19 protein-coding genes are annotated in these 19,225 nt (G+C 67.9%); 4 read left to right on the plus strand and 15 right to left on the minus strand.

The genetic code is table 11. The features are described from left to right. From EV649_RS39300 to EV649_RS39325, 6 genes are all read right to left on the minus strand, one after another. The gene (locus EV649_RS39300; protein ID WP_130388825.1) at positions 1 to 1,797 is read right to left on the minus strand and encodes an SLC13 family permease; all 1,797 of its coding nucleotides are present in this window, start codon (positions 1,795 to 1,797) and stop codon (positions 1 to 3) included. Between the two features lie 9 nt (positions 1,798 to 1,806). Beyond that, complete coding sequence (locus tag EV649_RS39305; protein ID WP_130388826.1) at positions 1,807 to 3,471, minus strand: AbgT family transporter; 1,665 nt, start codon at positions 3,469 to 3,471, stop codon at positions 1,807 to 1,809. Further along, on the minus strand, positions 3,468 to 4,979 hold the full coding sequence (locus EV649_RS39310) for a leucyl aminopeptidase (RefSeq protein WP_198682948.1): 1,512 nt from the start codon (positions 4,977 to 4,979) through the stop codon (positions 3,468 to 3,470). The genes EV649_RS39305 and EV649_RS39310 overlap by 4 nt, the downstream gene beginning before the upstream one ends. Positions 4,980 to 5,049: 70 nt before the next feature. Further along, positions 5,050 to 5,532: a DUF1269 domain-containing protein gene (locus tag EV649_RS39315; protein ID WP_130388827.1), complete on the minus strand. Its 483-nt coding sequence runs from the start codon at positions 5,530 to 5,532 to the stop codon at positions 5,050 to 5,052. A gap of 83 nt (positions 5,533 to 5,615) precedes the next feature. Beyond that, a complete protein-coding gene (locus tag EV649_RS39320) occupies positions 5,616 to 6,125 on the minus strand; it encodes an RDD family protein (protein WP_130388828.1) in 510 nt (169 codons plus the stop codon). Continuing rightward, a complete protein-coding gene (locus EV649_RS39325; protein ID WP_130388829.1) occupies positions 6,110 to 6,583 on the minus strand; it encodes a hypothetical protein in 474 nt (157 codons plus the stop codon). Before EV649_RS39325 ends, EV649_RS39320 begins: the two co-directional genes overlap by 16 nt. A 242-nt stretch (positions 6,584 to 6,825) precedes the next feature. Here EV649_RS39325 and EV649_RS39330 point away from each other — a divergent pair, with 242 nt between their 5' ends. After that, a complete protein-coding gene (locus EV649_RS39330; protein WP_130388830.1) occupies positions 6,826 to 7,278 on the plus strand; it encodes a DUF6069 family protein in 453 nt (150 codons plus the stop codon). On the opposite strand, the gene EV649_RS41910 is transcribed toward EV649_RS39330, so the two are convergent. From EV649_RS41910 to EV649_RS39375, 9 genes are all read right to left on the minus strand, one after another. After that, positions 7,275 to 9,932 carry a LuxR C-terminal-related transcriptional regulator gene (locus EV649_RS41910; RefSeq protein WP_130388831.1) on the minus strand — a complete coding sequence of 886 codons (2,658 nt, stop codon included), beginning with the start codon at positions 9,930 to 9,932 and terminating at the stop codon, positions 7,275 to 7,277. The two genes, EV649_RS39330 and EV649_RS41910, sit on opposite strands and share 4 nt — an antisense overlap. Before the next feature lie 112 nt (positions 9,933 to 10,044). Then, positions 10,045 to 10,875 (minus strand): c-type cytochrome, encoded by an 831-nt coding sequence (locus tag EV649_RS39340; RefSeq protein ID WP_130388832.1) that lies wholly within the window; start codon positions 10,873 to 10,875, stop codon positions 10,045 to 10,047. 99 nt (positions 10,876 to 10,974) lie between these two features. Then, on the minus strand, positions 10,975 to 11,502 hold the full coding sequence (locus EV649_RS39345; protein WP_130388833.1) for a hypothetical protein: 528 nt from the start codon (positions 11,500 to 11,502) through the stop codon (positions 10,975 to 10,977). 97 nt (positions 11,503 to 11,599) lie between these two features. Next, a complete protein-coding gene (locus EV649_RS39350) occupies positions 11,600 to 12,430 on the minus strand; it encodes an enoyl-CoA hydratase/isomerase family protein (RefSeq protein WP_130388834.1) in 831 nt (276 codons plus the stop codon). Between the two features lie 38 nt (positions 12,431 to 12,468). Further along, positions 12,469 to 13,056 carry a TetR/AcrR family transcriptional regulator gene (locus tag EV649_RS39355; RefSeq protein ID WP_130388835.1) on the minus strand — a complete coding sequence of 196 codons (588 nt, stop codon included), beginning with the start codon at positions 13,054 to 13,056 and terminating at the stop codon, positions 12,469 to 12,471. Between the two features lie 12 nt (positions 13,057 to 13,068). Next, on the minus strand, positions 13,069 to 14,028 hold the full coding sequence (locus EV649_RS39360) for an enoyl-CoA hydratase/isomerase family protein (protein WP_130388836.1): 960 nt from the start codon (positions 14,026 to 14,028) through the stop codon (positions 13,069 to 13,071). A gap of 42 nt (positions 14,029 to 14,070) precedes the next feature. Continuing rightward, positions 14,071 to 14,886 (minus strand): oxidoreductase, encoded by an 816-nt coding sequence (locus EV649_RS39365; protein ID WP_198682949.1) that lies wholly within the window; start codon positions 14,884 to 14,886, stop codon positions 14,071 to 14,073. Between the two features lie 157 nt (positions 14,887 to 15,043). Further along, complete coding sequence (locus EV649_RS39370) at positions 15,044 to 15,616, minus strand: TetR/AcrR family transcriptional regulator (protein ID WP_130388838.1); 573 nt, start codon at positions 15,614 to 15,616, stop codon at positions 15,044 to 15,046. Between the two features lie 70 nt (positions 15,617 to 15,686). Then, positions 15,687 to 16,646 carry an SDR family oxidoreductase gene (locus tag EV649_RS39375; RefSeq protein WP_130388839.1) on the minus strand — a complete coding sequence of 320 codons (960 nt, stop codon included), beginning with the start codon at positions 16,644 to 16,646 and terminating at the stop codon, positions 15,687 to 15,689. A gap of 125 nt (positions 16,647 to 16,771) precedes the next feature. On the opposite strand from EV649_RS39375, the gene EV649_RS39380 reads away from it, so the two are divergent. From EV649_RS39380 to EV649_RS39390, 3 genes are read left to right on the plus strand one after another with little or no spacing between them, the layout of a single operon-like run. Next, entirely contained in the window at positions 16,772 to 17,389 is a 618-nt protein-coding gene (locus tag EV649_RS39380) for a TetR/AcrR family transcriptional regulator (RefSeq protein WP_130388840.1), read from the plus strand. Then, positions 17,347 to 18,396, plus strand: a complete 1,050-nt coding sequence (locus tag EV649_RS39385) for a GyrI-like domain-containing protein (RefSeq protein ID WP_130388841.1) — start codon at positions 17,347 to 17,349, stop codon at positions 18,394 to 18,396. Before EV649_RS39380 ends, EV649_RS39385 begins: the two co-directional genes overlap by 43 nt. Positions 18,397 to 18,442: 46 nt before the next feature. After that, positions 18,443 to 19,123 (plus strand): response regulator transcription factor, encoded by a 681-nt coding sequence (locus EV649_RS39390; protein WP_130388842.1) that lies wholly within the window; start codon positions 18,443 to 18,445, stop codon positions 19,121 to 19,123. The last annotated feature ends 102 nt before the right edge of the window (positions 19,124 to 19,225 follow it).

A 19,225-nucleotide genomic window follows, 5' to 3' on the forward strand; every position in this document is an offset into this window, starting at 1 on the left:
TCAGAACGACCAGACCAACGGGATGATGATGATTGCCGTGAGCAACCACCACACCATGACCGGCAGTCCCAGCTTCCAGTAGTCGGAGAAGCGATAGCCCGCTGGGCTCATGATCATCATGTTCGCCGGCGTCGAGATCGGCGTCAGCAGCGAGGCAGCACCCGCGACCGCGATCAGCATCAGCACCGGCTTGACCGACGTACCGGTGCCATGGGCCGCCGCCACCGCGATCGGCGCGACGATCAGCACCGTCGCCGTGTTGCTGACCACCTGGCCGAGGACCGCGGTCAGGACGAAGAGCGCGAGCAGCAAGAGGTACGGACGACCGGGACCGACCGCGTCGATGATCAGATCGGCGATCCGGTCGGCTCCGCCGCTGGACTGGATCGCGGCCGACAGCGGGATCAAGGCCCCGATCAGTACGACGATCTGCCAGGAGATCGCGCGATAGGCCTGGGCCGGCCGGACGACCCTGGCCAGCACCATCGCTGTGGCGGCAAGCAGACCGGCCATCGCCGGCGGCACCAAACCCGTCGCGAGCAGCACGACCATCGCGGCGAGGATCGCGACAGCCACCGATGCCTTGGGACCCCAGGGCACGGCCTGACGGCGGACGAGCTCGGGCGAGTCCACCAGCAGCACGTCACGGTCGCGGGTGAGCTCGTCCAGCGCAGACCACGCACCGTGCACGAGCAGCGCGTCTCCCGCGGCCAACTGGGTCGGCTTGTTGCCGCGGTCCTTGCCCATCCGCTGCACCGCGACGATGACCAGGTCCGGTCCGCGGTGCATCCCGGGGAAGACCGTCTCACCGACCAATGACGACCTCGGTGGGATCACCGCTTCGACCACCCCTGCCTCGCGATTCATGAGCTCGTCGAGCCGTGCCGGCGCCATGCTGACGGCGAGCCGCGAGTCCACGGTCAGGTGGCTGACCTGCTCCTTCGGGCCGGCCACGACCAGCACGTCGTCGACCGCGAGAGCAGCGTCGACGCGGTACCGCCCCTGTCCGTCCTGGACGCCGACAATCGCGACACCGGGGTACGGCGTCAGATCGAGATCGCCCACGCCACGGCCGAGGAACGGCGACAGTTCGCGGACTCGGAGCCGGTAGAAGCCGTCAGCCAGGGCGTAGTGAAGATCGAGTGTCTCCGCGTGCAGGGCAAGATCCACCGTCGGATGCGCGGGTCGTGCCGCCGGCAGCAGACGGGGACCGAGCAGGACCGAGATGGCGATCGTCCCGACCACCAGCGGCACTCCAACCACCGCGAAGGAGAAGAACGGGAACGCGCCCTCGCCGGCATCGGCGGCTGCTTCCGACACGATGATGTTGACCGGCGTTCCGGTCAGCATGAGCAGTGCGCCCGCGCTCCCTGCGAACGTCAGCGGCATCAGCATCCGCGACGGCGGCTGGCCGATCCGGATCGCGAGCATGACGACGAGTGGCAGCAGCGCGGCGACCGCACCGTTGAGGGTGATCAAGGCCGACAGCACCGCGCACAGGGCGGTGACGGCGATCAACAGCCTGGTCCGCGTGGTCCCGGCGTACCTCACGATCGCCTGCCCTGCCCAGGCGGTGACGCCGGTCGAGTCGATGCCTTCGCTCACCACGAACAGCGTCGCGATGAAGATCACCACCGGGTCGCCGAATCCCGCGAGTACTTCGGTGAACCCGAGCACACCGGTCGCCCACAACGCCAGCGCCGTGAGTACTGCGACCACCTCGACGGGCAGCCGGTTCCACACGAACACGGCGACGGTGAGCCCGAGGATGATCAGGCTCAGCGTTCCGTCATCCATGACCGCTGCCTAACGGTGCACCGGGGCGTCCGGACCCCACGGAATCCCGATGGCGTACCACGCCACGTAGAACAGCGTCCACGTCACCAGCACGATCGCGGTGTACGGCAGCATCATCGACACCACGGTGCCGATCCCCGCCTTCTTCCGGTACCGCTGGCTCACGAGCACGATGAACGGCAGGTAGACCATCAGCGGGGTGATCACGTTGGCCGGTCCGTCGCCGACGCGGTACGCCGCGATCACGGTCTGCGGCGCGATGCCGAGCCGGTAGAACAGCGGCACGAAGATCGGCGCCAGGATCGCCCACTTCGGAATCACCCCCGGCATGATCAGGTCGATCACGAAGACGAGCAGAATGAAACCGATCAGCAACGGCAGAGCTCCGATGTCGGCCTGCTCCAGCAGGTCGGCCAGCCCGGTCGCCGCCAGCGTCGACATGTTCGTGTAGTTGAAGTAGGCAATGAACTGGGCGATCAGCAGCATCAGGAAGATCAGCCCGCCGAGGCCGTTGAAGGTCTTCACGATCGCGTTGATCACGTTCGTACTGCCGGTCAGCGACTTCGCGCCACGGCCGTAGCCGAGACCTGCCGCGAGGAACAGCATCGAGATGATGAAGAGCAGGCTGCTCATGAACGGCGAGGACCCGAAGATCTCACCGGTGTCCGGGTTGCGCAGCGGCGCGCCGGGGATGAACGTCAGCGCCGAGACAATGGCGATGGCGCCGAGCAGGTAGTACACCGACCACCGCAGCCCGCGCGCCTCCAGCGCCATCTCCTCCTCACTGGCCTGGTGATCGACCGGTGCGTCGGACGGCGCTTCGGCCGGGTCGTACTTGCCGAGCCTGGGCTCCAGCAGCCGCTCGGTGATCACCGTCATCACCAGTGCGCAGAACAGCGTGGCGGCGATGCTGAAGAAGAAGTTGTGGGTGACGTTCAGATGGACGTCGGGCGCGACCAGCGCCACCGTCTCGTTGGTCACCTCGGTGATGATGCCGTCCGCCGGGGTGATCAGGATGTTCACGAAGAAGGCCGCGCTGACCCCGGCGTACGCAGCCGCGATGCCGGCCAGCGGATGCCGGCCGAGGGAGGCGAACGCGGCCGCGCCGAGCGGGATCAGGACCAGGTAGCCGGCATCGGAGGCGACGCTGGAGATGCCGCCCAGCAGAACGATGATGAAGGTGATGAGGCCCTTGGGAGCAACCTTGACCATCTTGCGGATCAGGGCGGCGATCAAGCCGGCCTCCTCCGCGACGCCGACGCCGATCATCGCGACCAGGATGACGGCGACGACACCGAAGTCGTTGAAGTTCTGGACGGCGGTGGTGAAGATGAACCGGATGCCGTCACCGGTCAGCAAGCTCTCTGCCGTGATGGTCTCGTGGTGGATCTCGAAGTCCGGTACGGCGGGCGCCGGAGGGGCATCGTTGCCCGGGACACTGCTCCCCTGTGGGTACTCGGGTGCGACCTGGACCGTCGCTGGTTCGGCGACCTCCGTGGTCACGCTGGTCCCGGCCCAGGACAGGATCTGGGACAGCACGATGACGAGGAAGATCAGCGCGAGGAAGATCAACGCCGGGTGCGGAACCTTGTTCCCGGCGCGCTCGATTCCGTCGAGGACCCGCTGCATCGCGCTCGGTTTGGCGTGCTTCTCCGCGGCCGCCTTGGCGTTCATGGCAACGACGCCGGACGGTTGAACGCGAGGGCGAACTCGATCAGGAGCTTGGTGCCGGATCCGGTCGCGCCCTTGTTCCGCCACGTCCGGGGCTGCGGGAGTTGCGCCGTACCCGCGATGTCGACATGCGCCCAGGGACGGCCGTCAACGAACTCCTCGAGGAACAGTGCCGCGGTGATGGATCCCGCGTTCACGCCGCCCATGTTCGTGAGGTCGGCGATCGGCGAGTCGAGCTGCGAGCGGTACGAACGGTGCAGGGGAAGCTCCCAGACCGGTTCGTCGACGGCGTCACCGGCGCGCCGCAACTGCTCCACCACGCCTCGGTCGTTGCCCATCACGCCGGCGATCTCGACGCCGAAGGTCCGTAGGCACGCGCCGGTCAGGGTGGCGATGTCGACGATGGCGTCGACCGGCTCCTCGGTCGCCAGGGCCAGGGCATCGGCCATCACGAGGCGCCCTTCCGCGTCGGTGTTCAGCACCTCGACCGTTGTGCCGTTGCGCATCCTGAGGACGTCGCCGAGCTTGAGCGCCGACCCGGACGGCATGTTGTCGGTGCACATCAGGTAGCCGGTGACCGCCGCCGTACAGCCCAGAGCACGCAGCGCTGTCATCGACGCGAGCACCGCCGCGGCGCCGGTCATGTCGTTCTTCATTTGCGCGTGCGACTCGTCGCTCGGCTTGAGGCTGATCCCGCCGGAGTCGTACATGATGCCCTTGCCGATCAGGGCGATCCGCCCCGTGGGCTGCTCCGGCTGGTAGCGGAGCCTGATCATCCGCGGCGGTTCGACGCTGCCGCGGTTGACTCCGAGCAGTCCGCCGCAGCCCAGCTCGATCAGCTGGTCCTTGTCGAAGACCTCCACCTCCAGCCCGGCCGGCGGACCTACCTCGAGGGCGACCTCGGCCATCCGGACGGCCGACAGCGTGCTGGCCGGGCAGTTCGACAGATCGCGGCCGAGGCAGTACGCCTCCGCGATGACCCGGCCGCGCTGGACCCCCGCGGCGACCTCGTCGGCCTGCTCGTCGGAGGCCACCACCAGCAACGACTCGAGCAGCGGGCGATCGGCGTCCCGGCCGACGAAGTACCGCCAGCGTGCCAGCAGCACTCCCTCGGTCGCGGCCTGCGCGTAGTCCGAGACAGAGATCCCGACATCCCGGGAGGGGATCTCGATCGCGAGCCGGCGGTGCCATGGGACGGCCCGGGCGAATTCGGCGGCCAGGTCACGGACGAGGGTGGTGTCGACCTGATCCGGCGTACCAGTGCCCACGGCGACACGGACCGGGCCGTCCGCCGTGGGCCGAACGAGCGTCTGGCCGCGTTGCGCGGTGAAGCCTGCCGACGCCAGTCCGGCCGCGTCGGTTCCGAGCTCCTCGGCCGGCTCCGCGCCGGCTGACACCGGGACCGCGAGCGCGTCCGCCTCTGCCATTGCCTGCTTCAGCGTTCCGATGCCGACCGAGGGGCGGTACCGCGTCGAGGGAATCGGATCGAAGTCACCTGGGATTGTGTTCACGAGATCTCCTCGGGCCGGAGCCTCCGCTGTACCGCGGTCGCGCTGAGAACGGTCGCGTTCGACCGCTGGGTCAGCTCTGCAGAGCTTGGACGAGTTCGTCCTCGCGCTCCTTCGTCAGGTTCGTCTGGATGACTGTCGGTCCGAACGGTTTGAGCGCGTCGACGACCCGGTCCACGGTTGCCGAGCGGGCCAGCAGGAACACGGCGGCGTGGTCCTCCTGCAATTGCCGGCCGACGTCCTTGATCAGCTGGTCGCTGATGCCGATGTCCGTGAGCTTGCCGGCCAGCGCGCCGCTGGCAGCGCCGACGGCGAAACCCGCGAGGGGATTGAGGAAGATGAGTCCGATCAAGGTGCCCCAGAGCGCACCACTGGTCGCTCCGGCTCCGGTCAGGTTCATCGTCTGCTGGATGCGCACCTTGCCCTTGGCATCTTTGTAGGCGATGGCGGCGTCTTCCCGCTGCAACAGCTCCTGCTTGGCCAGCTCCTCGGTCAGCTGGATGACGCGCTCCGCGTCCTCGCGACTGTCGAGGCCGAGTACCACCAGATGGGTCATGCCGGACTCCTCCCTGAGGGCGCCACGACTTTCCGCGCCGGACGCCTATCCCATCAATCGGCCGTACGGTCGTCCTCCTCCGATTAGGGTGAGTGCCCTGGGCGAGCGGCGCGGGCCAGGAAGCCGGACAGCGGCGCGGGCAGCTGTGCCGGGCGGTCGCCCCAGTCGTAGACGACCGCCGTGCCCGCGATCAGGTCGTGCAGGGCGCGATGTTCGCGGTGGAACACGATCGGCAGGAAACCCAACCCCGCCGGCAGCACGCTGACCGGGAACGCCAGCACGCGCAGCAAGGCCTGGCCCGGTCGGAGCGTGGCGCCGTCGGATCGCACGACGCGCAGTCCGACGAGGCTCTTTCCCGGCGTCCGGGCGACGATCGCGAGAAAGCCGTACGCGTAGCAGAACGCGAGGATTGCGAGCCCGATCGTCGCCGGCGGCCGCCGTACGGACAGGCCCCAGAAGGCTGTGGTGAGCAGGTCGAGTCCGGCCAGGCCGATCGTGAACGACGAGACGACGATGAAGACGTCGAGCACGGTCGCCACGGCTCTGCTCACGGCGCCGGCGTAGTGACCGGTGACCGTCAGGCGTCGTTCCATACCTGCTCCGGGTCTGCGAGCAGCCGTGGCGCGGTCGGCTGCGGACCCCGTCGGAGCAGCCGCACGACGAGCATGTCCAGTACGGCGTCGAGCCCGGCCAGCTGCCGACGGACAAGATCGAGCGCTGATCCGGCCAGCCGCGCCTGACTCTCGATCACGATCCCCGGCAGGCCGGAGCGCCGTACCAGCCGCTCGACGTCGATACGCTCCGCCAGCACCTCCAGGTCGACCCGCTCCAGCAACCGCTCGAGATCCACACGGTCGACCAGTTTGTCGATCTCGATGCGGTCGAGCAGCCGGTCGAGGTCGACCCTGTCGAGGATGCGGTTGACGTCGATGCGATCCACCAAGGCGTCGACATCGATGTGAGACAGGATCAGATCCGGCTGAACGGTCTCGACGACCCGGCCCGTGACCTTGCCGGCGAGCCGCCCCAGCACCGCGGTCGGGCGGTTCATCGGGCCGTTCCGGTCCCGAAGCTCCTGTGCTGCATCCTCTGTCCCCCACCGTCCGGCGCGCCTGCCGACCACCTTCGTTCGCGCCTCACCCGAGGTGGATCACCCGCTCCGGGTGAGCTGTCCGTCCGGCCGCCGTCGAGCGGTCGTCGTACGGCGCTGCGACGCTTCACCTGATACGGGGGATGAATCGGCCGTCCGGCCCCGGCACGCTCGTCAGGATCACGGCGTACCGGAGGCGATTGATGAGCGACTTGGCGAACGGCCTCCGGGTCTCCGCCGGCCGCCTCTGGGCCGGCGGCATCGCCACGACCGTGATCGCCGGGCTGATCGCGGTCGTCGGGATCTTCCTCGCCCGTGGCCTGTTCGACGTGCCGGTGCTCGCCCCGCAAGGTGCGGGGGTCTGGGGAGACGCGGACACGGTGACGTATGCGCTCGTGTGCGCGTTCGCCGCAGTGGTCGCCACCGGCCTGCTCCACCTACTGCTCCTGACGACGCCGCGGCCGCTGCAGTTCTTCGGCTGGATCATCACGCTGGCGACGCTGGTGGCCGCGGCCGCGCCGTTCGTGATCGACGGACCGATCGCGCCGAAGGTCGCCACCGCGGTGATCAACATCGCCGTCGGCGCCGCGACCGGGACGCTGCTGACCGGGGTGGGCACCAGAGCCGTTCAGATCCGCCGCCCGCCTGGGGCCTAGGCCAGGCCGACGTCGCGGGCGACTCGAAGGGCTGCGGATCGCTTCTCCACACCGAGTTTGCGGTAGAGCGCCATCAGGTGGGTCTTGACGGTGTTCTCGGTGATGTACAGCGCCTGGGCGATCTCGCTGTACGAGTTGCCGAGCGCGAGCTGATCGAGCACATCCGCCTCGCGCGCCGTCAACCGGATCCGGGCACCGTTGACCATCGCGTCGAGACGACGCGGCGGCGACACGTGCGCATCCGGCCTGGTCCGAGCCAGCAATGTCCGCTCAGCGATGTCACTCCCCGCGGCCAGGTACGCGGAGAGCTGCTCGAGCGCTGCGGCGGCGAACGGTTGTGGGTTCGGACCAGCGAGATGACTGCGCAACAGGTCGAGGAACACCGGTTCGGCCCCGGCCGGGACGAGCGCATGCAGATTTCGCTGCGGAGTCACTCGGTTCAAGGTGTCGACCAGCGAGGCCTCCGCGGCCGGCCGATCGCCCAGGCGACCCAGCAGGACCGTTCGGAACGACGCCGCCGCGGTCGCGATCGGAGGATGCGGGTTCAGCCCCTCGAGCACCCGATCGATCAGCGTCACGGTCGCTCGCGGATCGCCCTGGCCGAGCGACAGCAAGGCCCGGATCAGCTCGGCCTCACTGGCGTTCCCGCTGCGGTCGAGCTCCCGGACCTGCACGTCGACACCGGCCTGGTCCCCGATCAGAATCGCCAGCCGAAAACGCAGCAGCGCGAGATCGCGCGACAGGAACGACGGTAGTGGCCCAGCCGCCGCAGGATCCCTGGTGAGCTCGGTGGACGCCTCGTCGAGACGGCCGGCCTCGATCAGGAGCACCGACCGCAACATCGAACGCAACGCCGTGACCACGGTGTCGGAGTCGGTCAGGTCGGTCTCGACCACACGCTCGTACCAGGACCACGCGCGGGCAAGATCGAGCTGGTTGAGGGCCGCGAACCCGAGCACGAGCTGGGCTCGAACGGCATAGACCTGCGGCAGCAGCTGATCCTCGACGACGTCGAGAGCAGCCTGCGCCGATTGGGCCGCGGTCTGGATCTGGCCCCGCACGTACTGCACGATCGCCCGATGCGCCAACCCACCCGCGACCAGACCCGGATGGCCGGCCATGCGGGCCGTGACGAGCGCCTCGTCCAGATGGGCGAGCGCGGCGTCGAGATCATCCGCCCAGGTCTCCGCGGCCGCGAGCTCGATGAGCAACCACGCCAGCCGCTCCGGCGCCAGCACGGCGTGCCGGCGGTCGCCGTCGGCCGAGTCCGGTGTCAGCAGGTTCCGGGCCCGGTCGATCGCGGCGTGCACGTCGTACCAGCCGTACCGCGATTCCCACAGTCGCAGCAGTACGGCGTCCGCCGCGAGCGCGTCGTCGTCCGGTGTCACCGGATGCATCGCGCCGGCGAGATCGTCGGCCGACGCCGTGTCCATGACCGCACCGGCGACGTCCCCGGAGACGCGCCGGAGCAGACCGCGGACACCGATCAGGTGGGGGTGATCGGCCAGATATCCGTCCGGGAGGGCGTCGAAGCCGGCCGTGACGAGGTCGAGCTCGCCGGCGGCGATGATCTCCGGTCCGTGACCGAGCACGATCCGGGCGACGAACTCCGGATCTGCGGCGCCCAGTGCGCTCCGCAGCGCGGTGGCGCCGTCACCGCGATTCTCGTAGTACAGCGCCGACCGGCGCTGTGCGGCGACAACGAGCCGCGCGTCGTCCGCACTGGCCGCAGCCCGCCGCCGGAGCAGCTCTACGAGTAGCGGGTGGTACCGGTACAGCGGCTCGCCGCCGGGATCGGCGACGTACGCCGTCACCAGCAGCCCGTTGCCGGCGAGCTCCGCGAGCATCGCGCCGGCATCCGGGTCGTCGCTGAGCATCACGGCCTGTGGCCCGGTCACCGAGCCAGGCCCGAAGGTGCTCAGCAGCATCGCCTGGACGCGGTCGCCGAGGGTGCTCAGGCTCTCGCCGAGGAGGAGATCGAGAACCGGTCGCTGATTCGCGGGCGGCCACACGGCGACCCCGGAGGCGGCGAACGCCCGCGCCGCGAGAACCAGCGCGGCCGCCCAACCCGCGGTGTGGGTCTGGAACAACTCGATGTCTTTCCCGGTGGCGGCGCTGGCGTGCGCCTGCACCAGCGCGGTGGCCTCTGCGTCGGTGAAGCGTAGGTCCCGCGACCGCAGGGTCAGCGCCATCCCCCGCAGCTCGAGCTCGGACACGGGCAGCGGAAGGTCGTACCGCGTGGCGAGCACGAGCCGGACGGCGTGCGGCGCCTTCCGCAGTACCTGCAGGACGTCGGCCACCATCGCCGCCGGCAGCAGATGAGCGTCGTCGACGACGATCGGATCCGGCGGGCTCGGCACGTCACCACCGATGACGTGCTGGAGGGATTCGGTCAGCGCGCCGGGCGACTGCCCCGACACCCACATCACGGGCTCCCCGGATCGTCGCCGCCGGGCCACCCAGTCCGACAGCAACACCGTCTTGCCGGTACCGGCCGGTGCGACCAGCATCGTCAGCGGTGCCCGTACGCCGAGGTCGAGAGCGGAATGCAGCCGTTCGCGGGTCACCAGCGTCAGTGGCGGCCACGGAACTCTGCCACTGGCCTCCACCCGGAATTCGTCGCGCTCCTGCTCGGGCGTCGGGCTGATCCCCATCGCCGCCCCTCCCCTGGCCGACGTGCCCTGCTCTCCACAGACTCCCGCTGGTTCGTTCCCAAAGAATCGAGACTAACCGGTTCACGCCAGTTTGGGCAGGCCCACCCGCGCTTCAAACCTTCGTTCGAGTGCGGCCGACACGCGGCACTTTCGCGCCGATCCATACCGCGACAACGACCAGGAGACCGATTCCGACGAGCCAGCCCCAGAGGCCTTCGGACACAGGGCCGAGCCGGCCGAGCGGGAAGCCGCCAGGGTCGTCGGACTGTTGCAGGCCGACCAGGTAGGCGATGATCGCGCGCTTGTCCTCCGGGCGGAGCACCTGGTCCGAGAAGACCGGCATCTGTTGCGGCCCGGTCAGCATCGCCTGGTACATGTTCCTCGGCGTGGTCTGCATCAGCGACGGCGCATAGCGGCCGTTCGGCAGTGCGCCGCCGCGACCGGCGAAGTTGTGGCAGGCCGTGCAGTTCGTCCGGAACAGCTCCCCACCCTGAACGATCTCGGCCTGCGTCGCGTTGCTGACGTCGTACGCCTCCTGCGCCGGTACCGCGGGTCCAGGTGCGAGGGAGGCGATGTACGCCGCCAGTGCCGCGGTCTCCTCGGTTGAGTACACCGGGGGTTTCTGCGGCACCTGGGCGCCGGTCTGCACGGCCGGCATCCTTCCCGTGCTCACCTGGAAGTCGACGGCGGCCGCCCCTACACCGATCAGGGACGGGCCGGTCACACGGCCTTCGCCGTTCGTTCCGCCTTCGGCGTGCAGACCATGACAGCTGGAGCAGCCGACTGCGAACAGTCGCCGTCCTTCCTCGATCTGCTGAGACTGCGGGCCATCAGCACCCATTGCCCCGTTCGGCACCAGAACGCCGTACGCCGATCCGACGATCAGGAGCGCTGCGCCGACGACCAGAGCCTTGGCGAATCCGCCACGCCGCACCAGTCGCATTCCACACCTCCCGGGCCGTGGTCGCCGCAGAACAGCAAACACCTCACGGCGATCGCTGGGATCACCCGGATCGGGCGATCCGGGTCACCGCCGTACTCGTCAGCGGGTGTCGCGTTTGGCCTGGCGGCGGGCGCCGGCAGCCCGGGTCGATGCGTCCTTCTTCAACCCACCCGTGGTCTTGGTTGCGCGAGGACGCCCGCTGCCTGCCGGCGCGGCGGCCGCATCGCGGGTCGACGCAGCCCGCCCGGCGTTCCGAACCGGCGCCACCTCGACTCGCGCCCGTGCCGACCGCGCCGCTTCGATCCGCTCGCTGCGCAGCTCCGACGACGCGCGGCTGGCGGCGGTTGCGACCTGCCGACTCACCCGCGCCAGCACGGACTCGAACAGCTCCGCCTTGTCACGATCCCGCTGATTCCTTGGATACGACACACCCCGGGCACCGACCTCCGCGACCGCCGCGCCGGCCGACCGCCGGTAGTTCTTCACATACTTGGTTCGAGCCCGCCGCACCCGCTGATGCAACTCCAGCAACTCGTCTTCGTCGAGGCCCTTCAACGCGTCCCGCTCGGTCTCGGCCACCAGCAGCTGCTCGGGCTCACTCAACGAATTCAGCAAACCTCTGTCCATCAGAAGCACTCCCCACACCGACGGCTACGACTTCCCCTTCTCTAGACCGTGCAGCAAATCCCCGAGAAACAACAGGTCCTGACCGACCGAACAGCGATCAGAGGTTCTGGTTGACCACCCCGACGTACTCGCCCAGCTGGTACTCGACATCCAGGCCCTTGTCGGCGGTCAGTGCGCCGAGCGCCATCGCCCGCGGCAGGAGTCCCGGGCGGGTCAGAGAGTCCACGAACTCGCCGTACGAGCTGATCAGGTCGGCGTCCGGCGGCAGCGTGGCCCGGCCGACCATAGCCTTGGCGGTCGCCAACGACTGCCGGTCGAAGGACGCGAGGCGAGCGACGGTCGCGTCGACGAAGGCGTCGAGTTCAGCATCCGGAAGGGTTCGCGTGACCCATCCCCAGCGCTCCGCCAGCTCGGCGTCGTAGTCGGCACTGCCGAGGATCGCCTCTAGCGCCCGGTCGCGACCGATGGACCGCGGGAGTCGCTCGGCACCACCGCCGCCGGGCACGATGCCGACACCGACCTCAGGCTGGCCGAAGTACGCCTTCTCACGACTGGCGTACCGCAGGTCGCAGGCGAGGGCCAGTTCGTTGCCGGCACCGCGCGTGCGGCCCCGGATGGAGGCGATGCTGACATACGCAGCCTTGCTCAACCGCAGGACCAGGTCGGTCCAAACCGGCGCGTCGCCTTCGTGCTCGGGCACGGGCAGGTTGCCGGCCTCGGCGCCGTCGAAGTGGTTGAAGAAGAAGTCGGGGACGTCGCTGGAGAAGACGACCACCTGGATGTCAGGGTCGTTGTCGAGTTCGCGGACGATCTCGTGCAACGTCACCACGGTTTCGGGAATCACCAGGTTCACCGGAGGATTCGCGAACGTGATCTTGGCGGTTTGCGCTGTCGTGCGCTCGAAGCGGATCGTGCTGGGCTGGTTCATCGATTGGCTCATTTCGTGGTAGTCGCTTGGATGGCGTCTCAGAGGTGCTGCTGGGCCTCCACCAGGGCCAAGGCAGTGCGGATGCCCTGCTCCAGGAGGTCGTCGGAGAGCTGTCGGTCCGTCAGAGCGCGAGCGAGTTGTAGCGTCCCGGCCATCAGGCCGAGGAGGCTGAGCGCCTTCACGCGGGCCGAGATCGGATCCTCGGGCGTCATGCGGGCGGCGAGGCCGTCGATGACAACCAGCACGCCGTCGGTGTAGGCCTGCCGGGTGGTGTCGCCGCTGCGCGCGATCTCGTCGAGCAGGGCGGCATTGGGGCAGCCGTCAACTGGATCGTCCCGGTGGTCAGGCGACAAGTACCAGCGCACGACCTGTTCAAGGCCGGCCGCGCCCGGGGCCGCCTGCGCGACGATGTTCGCGTGCAGCGTGTGCAACTGGTCGGCGATCGCGCTGACGACCAGGCTGTCCTTGGATTCGAAGTGGGCGTAGAAGGCGCCGTTGGTCAGGCCCGCGTCCTTCATCAGCGTCGCGACTCCCGAGCCGTCGATACCGTCCCGCTTGAACCGTCGACCGGCCGTCGCAATGATCCGCTGCCTTGTCTCCTGCTTGTGTTCTTTCGTGTATCGCACCCTGTGCTCTCCCTAGTCGTTCGATCCGCCGCCGATGCGGCCCTCGCGTAGTGCCTGGGCGTACGTCGTGGGGTCCAGCAAGGGCAGATCGCCCGTCGCTTCCGTTGCGACGACGTACTCGAGCATCCGCTTCTGGGCTTCTTTGTCCTGATCTCTCACGAGGAACTCCGCGTGCTCGAACTGGAGGCCGGCCAACATCGGCATCGACGCGCCGAAGTACACCGACCGCTTGATCGCCCCGAGCGACTTCTTCGACCGCAGGCTCAGGTACTCGGCTGGCTCGATCGCGCGCCCGAGCACCCTGCTCTGCGGTACCACTTCGTCGACAGCACCGAGCGCGAGAGCTTCTGCAGGGGTGAACGGCTTGCCCTCGAGGATCACGGCCAGCGATTGCCGGGAGCCGATCAAGCGAGTCAATCGCTGGGAACCCCCGCCGCCCGGGGTGAGCGCGAGCAGCACTTCGGTCAGGCCGATGACAAAGTCTCCATCTGCCATGATCCGCACATCACATGCCCAGGCGAATTCCGCGCCGATGGCGAGCGCCGATCCGTTGAGTGCCGCGATGAAGATGGTGCCGCTCGCGTTCATCTTCAGGAACGTCGCGTGCAGGCCGTCCAGTTGCAGGAGTGTCTTCAGCTTGGTCTTCGCTGCGAGCGACCTGATGCCCGGCATCTTGTTGATGGCGGTCGCCAGGCGAAAGACGAATCCCGCGGTGCGGGTACCGATGGGTGGAAACCCGACGCCGCCCTCTTGGAGCCAGGTGATGTCTGCGTGGCTCAGGAATCGGTCGGGATGGGTTCCCGTGAAGACGACGGCGTGGATGCCGGGATCCTTGTCAGCCCTGTCGACTAGTCTGCCGAGTTGAGCCGCCATACCTGGATCCAGCAAAGCATGCTCGCCGCCATCGATCCGGACGATCAAGGTCGTGCCGTGTTCTTCGATGTCCAGTCCTGTTGTGTCTTCGGACGTCATGAGTCGTCTCTCCGTAGTAGTCGATAGGCCCGAGGTGGGTGATCAGCTCGGCATCCGGTTGAATCTGCGGATGATGCGGTCGAAGATCCGGGGCGGGGCGACGCGGTACACCGCGTTGATGGTCCGGGCGGTCGTACCGGCGGTACGCCGTAGTTTCGGGTTCCGGTCGGTTGCCGACGCGACGATCACCTTGGCGACGACGGCGGGGTCGTCCCCGCTGCTGAGGTTCTTCTCCAGCAGTTCGTCGTAGTTACGCCGTCCCGCCGCGTAGAGCGGCATGGGGGTGTCGGCCTCCACGCTGTGGCCTGCGAACGGAGTGTTGATCGGGCCGGGCTCGACGAGCAGGACCCGGACGCCGTACTCACGGACCTCGTGGTCCAGCGACTGGGAGTAGCCCTCGACCGCGTGCTTGGTCGAGACGTAGACGGTCATGAACGGGCTGGGGACGAACCCGCTGAGGGATGAGACGTTGATGATGCGTCCGCGCCCTTGGGCGCGCATCTGCGGCAGGACCGCCTTGGTCGTCCGCATGATGCCGTAGACGTTGATGTCGAAGATGTCCTGCGTCTGGGTGATCGAGAACTCCTCGCCGGCGCCGGTCGAGCCGACGCCGGCGTTGTTGACCAGTACGTCGACCTGCCCGAACCGGTCGATCACCTGCTTGACCGCCGAGGCGACCGATTCGTCGCTGGTCACGTCCAGGTCGAGGTAGGTCATCCCGGAAGGCGCGGTGAGGCCCGCGGTGTTGCGGCCGGTTCCGATCACCTGGAACCCCGCTGCCGCCAGCGCGATCGCTGCCGCCTTGCCGATGCCTGAGGTAGCGCCTGTCACGAGCGCGACCTGCGGAGTTGCTGTCATCACGGGCTCCCGAAGATTTAGATTACGTTCGTACTACCATAGGAGCGTGACATCCTTCCAAGCAAGGCTTTTGGGAAATTAAATTAGGATCGTACGCTGAATCGCATGCGGGGACCGTCCCCCGGGGTCGGTCGCACCCAGCGCCCTGGCGCGCTGGTCAGCCGAGGAATGCGCGGGCGTTCTGGATGCCGTGTTCGAGGATCTCGTCGGCGAGCTTCGGGTCGGACATGGCGCGCGACAGCTGCAGCGTTCCCACCGCCATCGTGTACAACGCGAGCGCCCTCCCGTACGCCGACTGCGGATCCTCGGGAGCCAGGCGACTGGCGATCTCGTCGAGGATGAACCGCACGCCCTCGGTGTAGGCGTCCTTGGCCGCGGCCCCGCTTCGCCCGAGCTCGTCGAGCAGGGCGGCGGCCGGGCACCCGACACTGGGATTGTCCCGGTGCTGTGGCGACAGGTACTCGCCCAGGAACTCCTCCAACCCCGCCCGACCGGGCGGCAACGCCTTGAACGTCTCGGCCTGGGTCCGCAACTGGTCGGCGACGACGTTGGCGACAAGGTCGTCCTTGGACGCGAAGTGCGCATAGAAGGCACCGTTGGTCAGCCCCGCGTCGGCCATCAGCGTGGCGACACCGGAGCCGTCGATACCGCTCTGCTTGAACCGCCGGCCGGACGTCTCGAGGATCCGCTGCCTCGTCGCCTGCTTGTGCTCCTTGTCGTACCGCGCCACGCACTCCTCCATCCGCCCGCCAGGACCGTCGCCCGGCACCACTCAGAAAATTAGCCTGATAGGCATAATATTACGGTTGATGGGTGTCGTGATGTGGCGACCAGACCTCCTCGGCGCGGATGCTGGCCTGTGGGGTGAAGTAGTCGCCGGTCCTGAGGTCCTCCAGCAACGTCGCGTGCTTCGGTACCCACCCCAGGAGGGTTTGGGTGTGTTCGCTGGAGACGGGCACATCGAGGGAGAACACCCTTGCCAAGAACGGGTTTCCGAGATGCTCGGATGCCTGCTCGAGAGTCATTGAGACGGTGGGAATGTCGAGTGTCCGCGCGATCTGCTCCGCGACGCTCTTGATCGTCACAGCGCTTTCGCCGGCACCGTGCAGCACGCTGCCGGCGGGAGCCTTCTCCAACGCCAACCGGAAGAGGCCCGCGGCGTCCGACCGGTGGACAGCCGGCCATCGGTTGGCGCCATCCCCGATGTAGGCCGAGACGCCCGCTCGGCGCGCGGCCGCGATCAGAGCCGGGATGAATCCGTAGTCACCCGGGCCGTGCACGGTCGGCGCGAGGCGCACGACACCGGCTCGCACCCCCTGATCCGCGAAGCCCAGGCAGGCCCGCTCGCCCGCAACACGAACGGCGACGACCGAATCGGGATCCGGCGCGTCCTGCTCGGTGCTGACCCGGCCACCCCGCATCACCAACGTGCCCGATGTGATGATCAACGGCTTGCCGGACTCGACCAGCCCCTGACCGAGCGCCTCGATCGCGCCGCAGTCGCGACGCGCGAGCGCGTCCGGATCAGCGTAATCGCCGCCGTACGCCATATGCAGGACACCATCGGCACCTTCGGCGCCGCTACGCAGGCTGTCGAGGTCGTCCAGGGAACCACGGTGCGGAGTGGCGCCCAGTGCCTCCAGTCGAGCAGCCGAGGCATCCGAACGTGCCAGAGCGGTGACGGTATGGCCGGCCGCGACTAGTTCGGTGAGGACTGTGGGGCCGGTCTGACCGGAACCACCTGTGACGAAGATACGCATGAGGCACTCTCCCTGTTAACGCCAGTGACTGGCACTACTTAGCGCCAGTCACTGACACTACACGTTACGCCAGTGACTGACACAACGTGCCGCCAGTCACTGGCGTAACGCAGTAGGCTCAGGGCATGCCACGAAGTGGACTAGAAGCGCGCCGCCGCCTCCAGCAAGCGGCCCTGGAGCTGTTCCGCGAACGCGGATTCGACCAGACCACCACAGCTGAGATCGCAGCCCGCGCCGGCGTCAACGAGCGCACCTACTTCCGGCACTTCGCAGACAAGCGCGAGGTGCTGTTCGACGGCGAAGACGACCTGCGCGCGTCGCTCAGGCAGGCGGTGGCCGAGGCGCCGGCCGGCCTACTGCCGTTCGACGTACTGCTCTGCGCCTTCCAAGAAACCGGCCGAGCCCTCGAGGCCAACCGTCCGTTCGCAGAACCACGATTCGAAGTCATCGCCGCAACACCGGCGCTACGCGAACGCGAGCTGGCCAAGCACGCATCACTGACCGATGTCGTAGCCGAGGCCCTGCGGCAGCGCGGCATCCCCGACCGACTGGCCCGGTTGGCAGCTCAGACCGGCTGGGCCACCTACCGCCAAGCAGTCCAAGCCTGGAACGACGACCCCGAACGGGGCCTGGAAGCGCATCTCTCCCAAGCCTTCGACGACCTGCGCACCCTCTCCGCACCTCCCGCAACCCGCAATCCGTGCCCGCCTCGCGCAGGTTCGAGGATCGCAAGCTCGGAGTAGGCGGCGTTGTCCGGCGTCGTTACGATCCTGGGAAACACCGGGAGCTGGGCACGGCCATGATCACGTCCTCGCCGCGCGGGGAGTACACGACGCGACTCAACCGCGTCGTCAATCACATCGGCGCGCGCTTGGACGAGCCGCTCACCCTGCGCGAGCTCGCCGACGTCGCCGGCTTCTCGCCGTACCACTTCCACCGCATCTTCAAAGGCGTCATGGGCGAGACGTTGAGCAGCTTCATCTGGCGGCTGAGGCTGGAGCGAGCAGCCAACCTCCTCGTCCGGCAACCAAGGACGCGAGTCACCGACATCGCCCTCAGCTGCGGATTCTCCTCACACTCCAACTTCGCGCGCGCCTTCAAGGAGCGCTTCGGCGTCAGCGCCTCCGAGTTCCGGACCGTCCAACCGCGCAAGCCGGGAGACACAGACCGCAAGGAGGGAGAAGGCAGCACCACACGTGCGCTCTACGCTCCGAACGAATGGGCCCGCTATCCCAAGGAGAGACGCACGATGAACGTCGAGGTCAAAACGCTGCCCACCTATCACGTTGCCTACATCCGCCGCTTCGCCTACAGCAAAGGCGTCTTCGCCGAGCACCTGAACGCCGCCTTCCAGCAGGTGTGCGGCTGGGTCGCCGCCCAAGGACTCTTCGGTCCCGACACCTTGGTGATTGGCGTCCCCCACGACAACCCCGACGTCACGCCCAACGACCGCTGCCGCTACGACGCGTGCGTCACCGTGCCGTCGAGCGTCACCACCGCGTCGACAGACGTCGACATCCAGGACCTTCCCGGCGGCCGCTACGCCGTACTGCGCATCGACGTCGACGAACCGGCCGAGATCGGCCTCAAGGCTGATGCCATGTACGGCGATTGGTTACCCCGCAGCGGCTTCCAGGCAGACGACCGGCCACCCCTGGAGATCTATTACGACAGTGACGAACCCGGCACCGAGAAGCGCATCGTTCTCGACTTCTGCATACCCGTCACACCGCTGCGATCACTCGCCTGACAGGCAGAATCTCCGTCGGGCCAAAGGCGAGGCCTAGAGTGGTGCAATGGCGTTGCGCGTCGTCTTCGCGGATGACAATTTTCTTGTGCGGGAGGGGATCTCTGCCCTTCTCGCCGAAGCCGGCGAGATCGACCTGGTCGAGACGGTTGTCGACCCGGTCAGTCTGCTCCGAGCGGTGGCCGAGCATCGGCCTGACGCCGTACTCACCGACATCCGGATGCCGCCGACGTTCACGACCGAGGGGATCGACGTCGCCAAGCAGATCCGGTCCGACTACCCGTCGACCGGAGTTGTCGTCCTGTCCCAGTACGTCGAGGAGGAGTACGCCTTCGACCTGTTGTCGGACGGGGTCGCGGGACTCGGATACCTGTTGAAGGAGCGCGTCTCCGAGCTCGACGAACTCGTCCGGGCCCTGTACGACGTGGCGCGAGGCGGCTCCGTGCTCGATCCCAGAGTCGTCGAGGGACTGCTCGCACGGAAAGCCCAGGACGCACGGTCACCACTGCTCAGGCTGACCGGGCGCGAGCGCGAGGTGCTCCAGGAGATGGCGGCGGGCCGCAGCAATGCGGCCATCTCGAAGGCCCTGTTCATGAGTGAGCGTGCAGTGGAGAAACACATCAGCTCGCTCTTCCAGAAGCTTGGCTCGCCCGACGAGTCCGACGTGAACCGCCGGGTGATGGCCGTGCTCGCCTTTCTCGAGGCCACTGGCGGAGCGGCCGGTCGCTGAGCAGCCCGCCGTACGGCGATCGGCAGGCGGACAACCGCCCCAAGCCGAGCGGTCAGCCCCATCCCGCCGCGACAACCCTCTGCGTCACCCTGAGAGCAGGAG

Source organism: Kribbella sp. VKM Ac-2569, assembly GCF_004216905.1.
Classification (GTDB): domain Bacteria; phylum Actinomycetota; class Actinomycetes; order Propionibacteriales; family Kribbellaceae; genus Kribbella.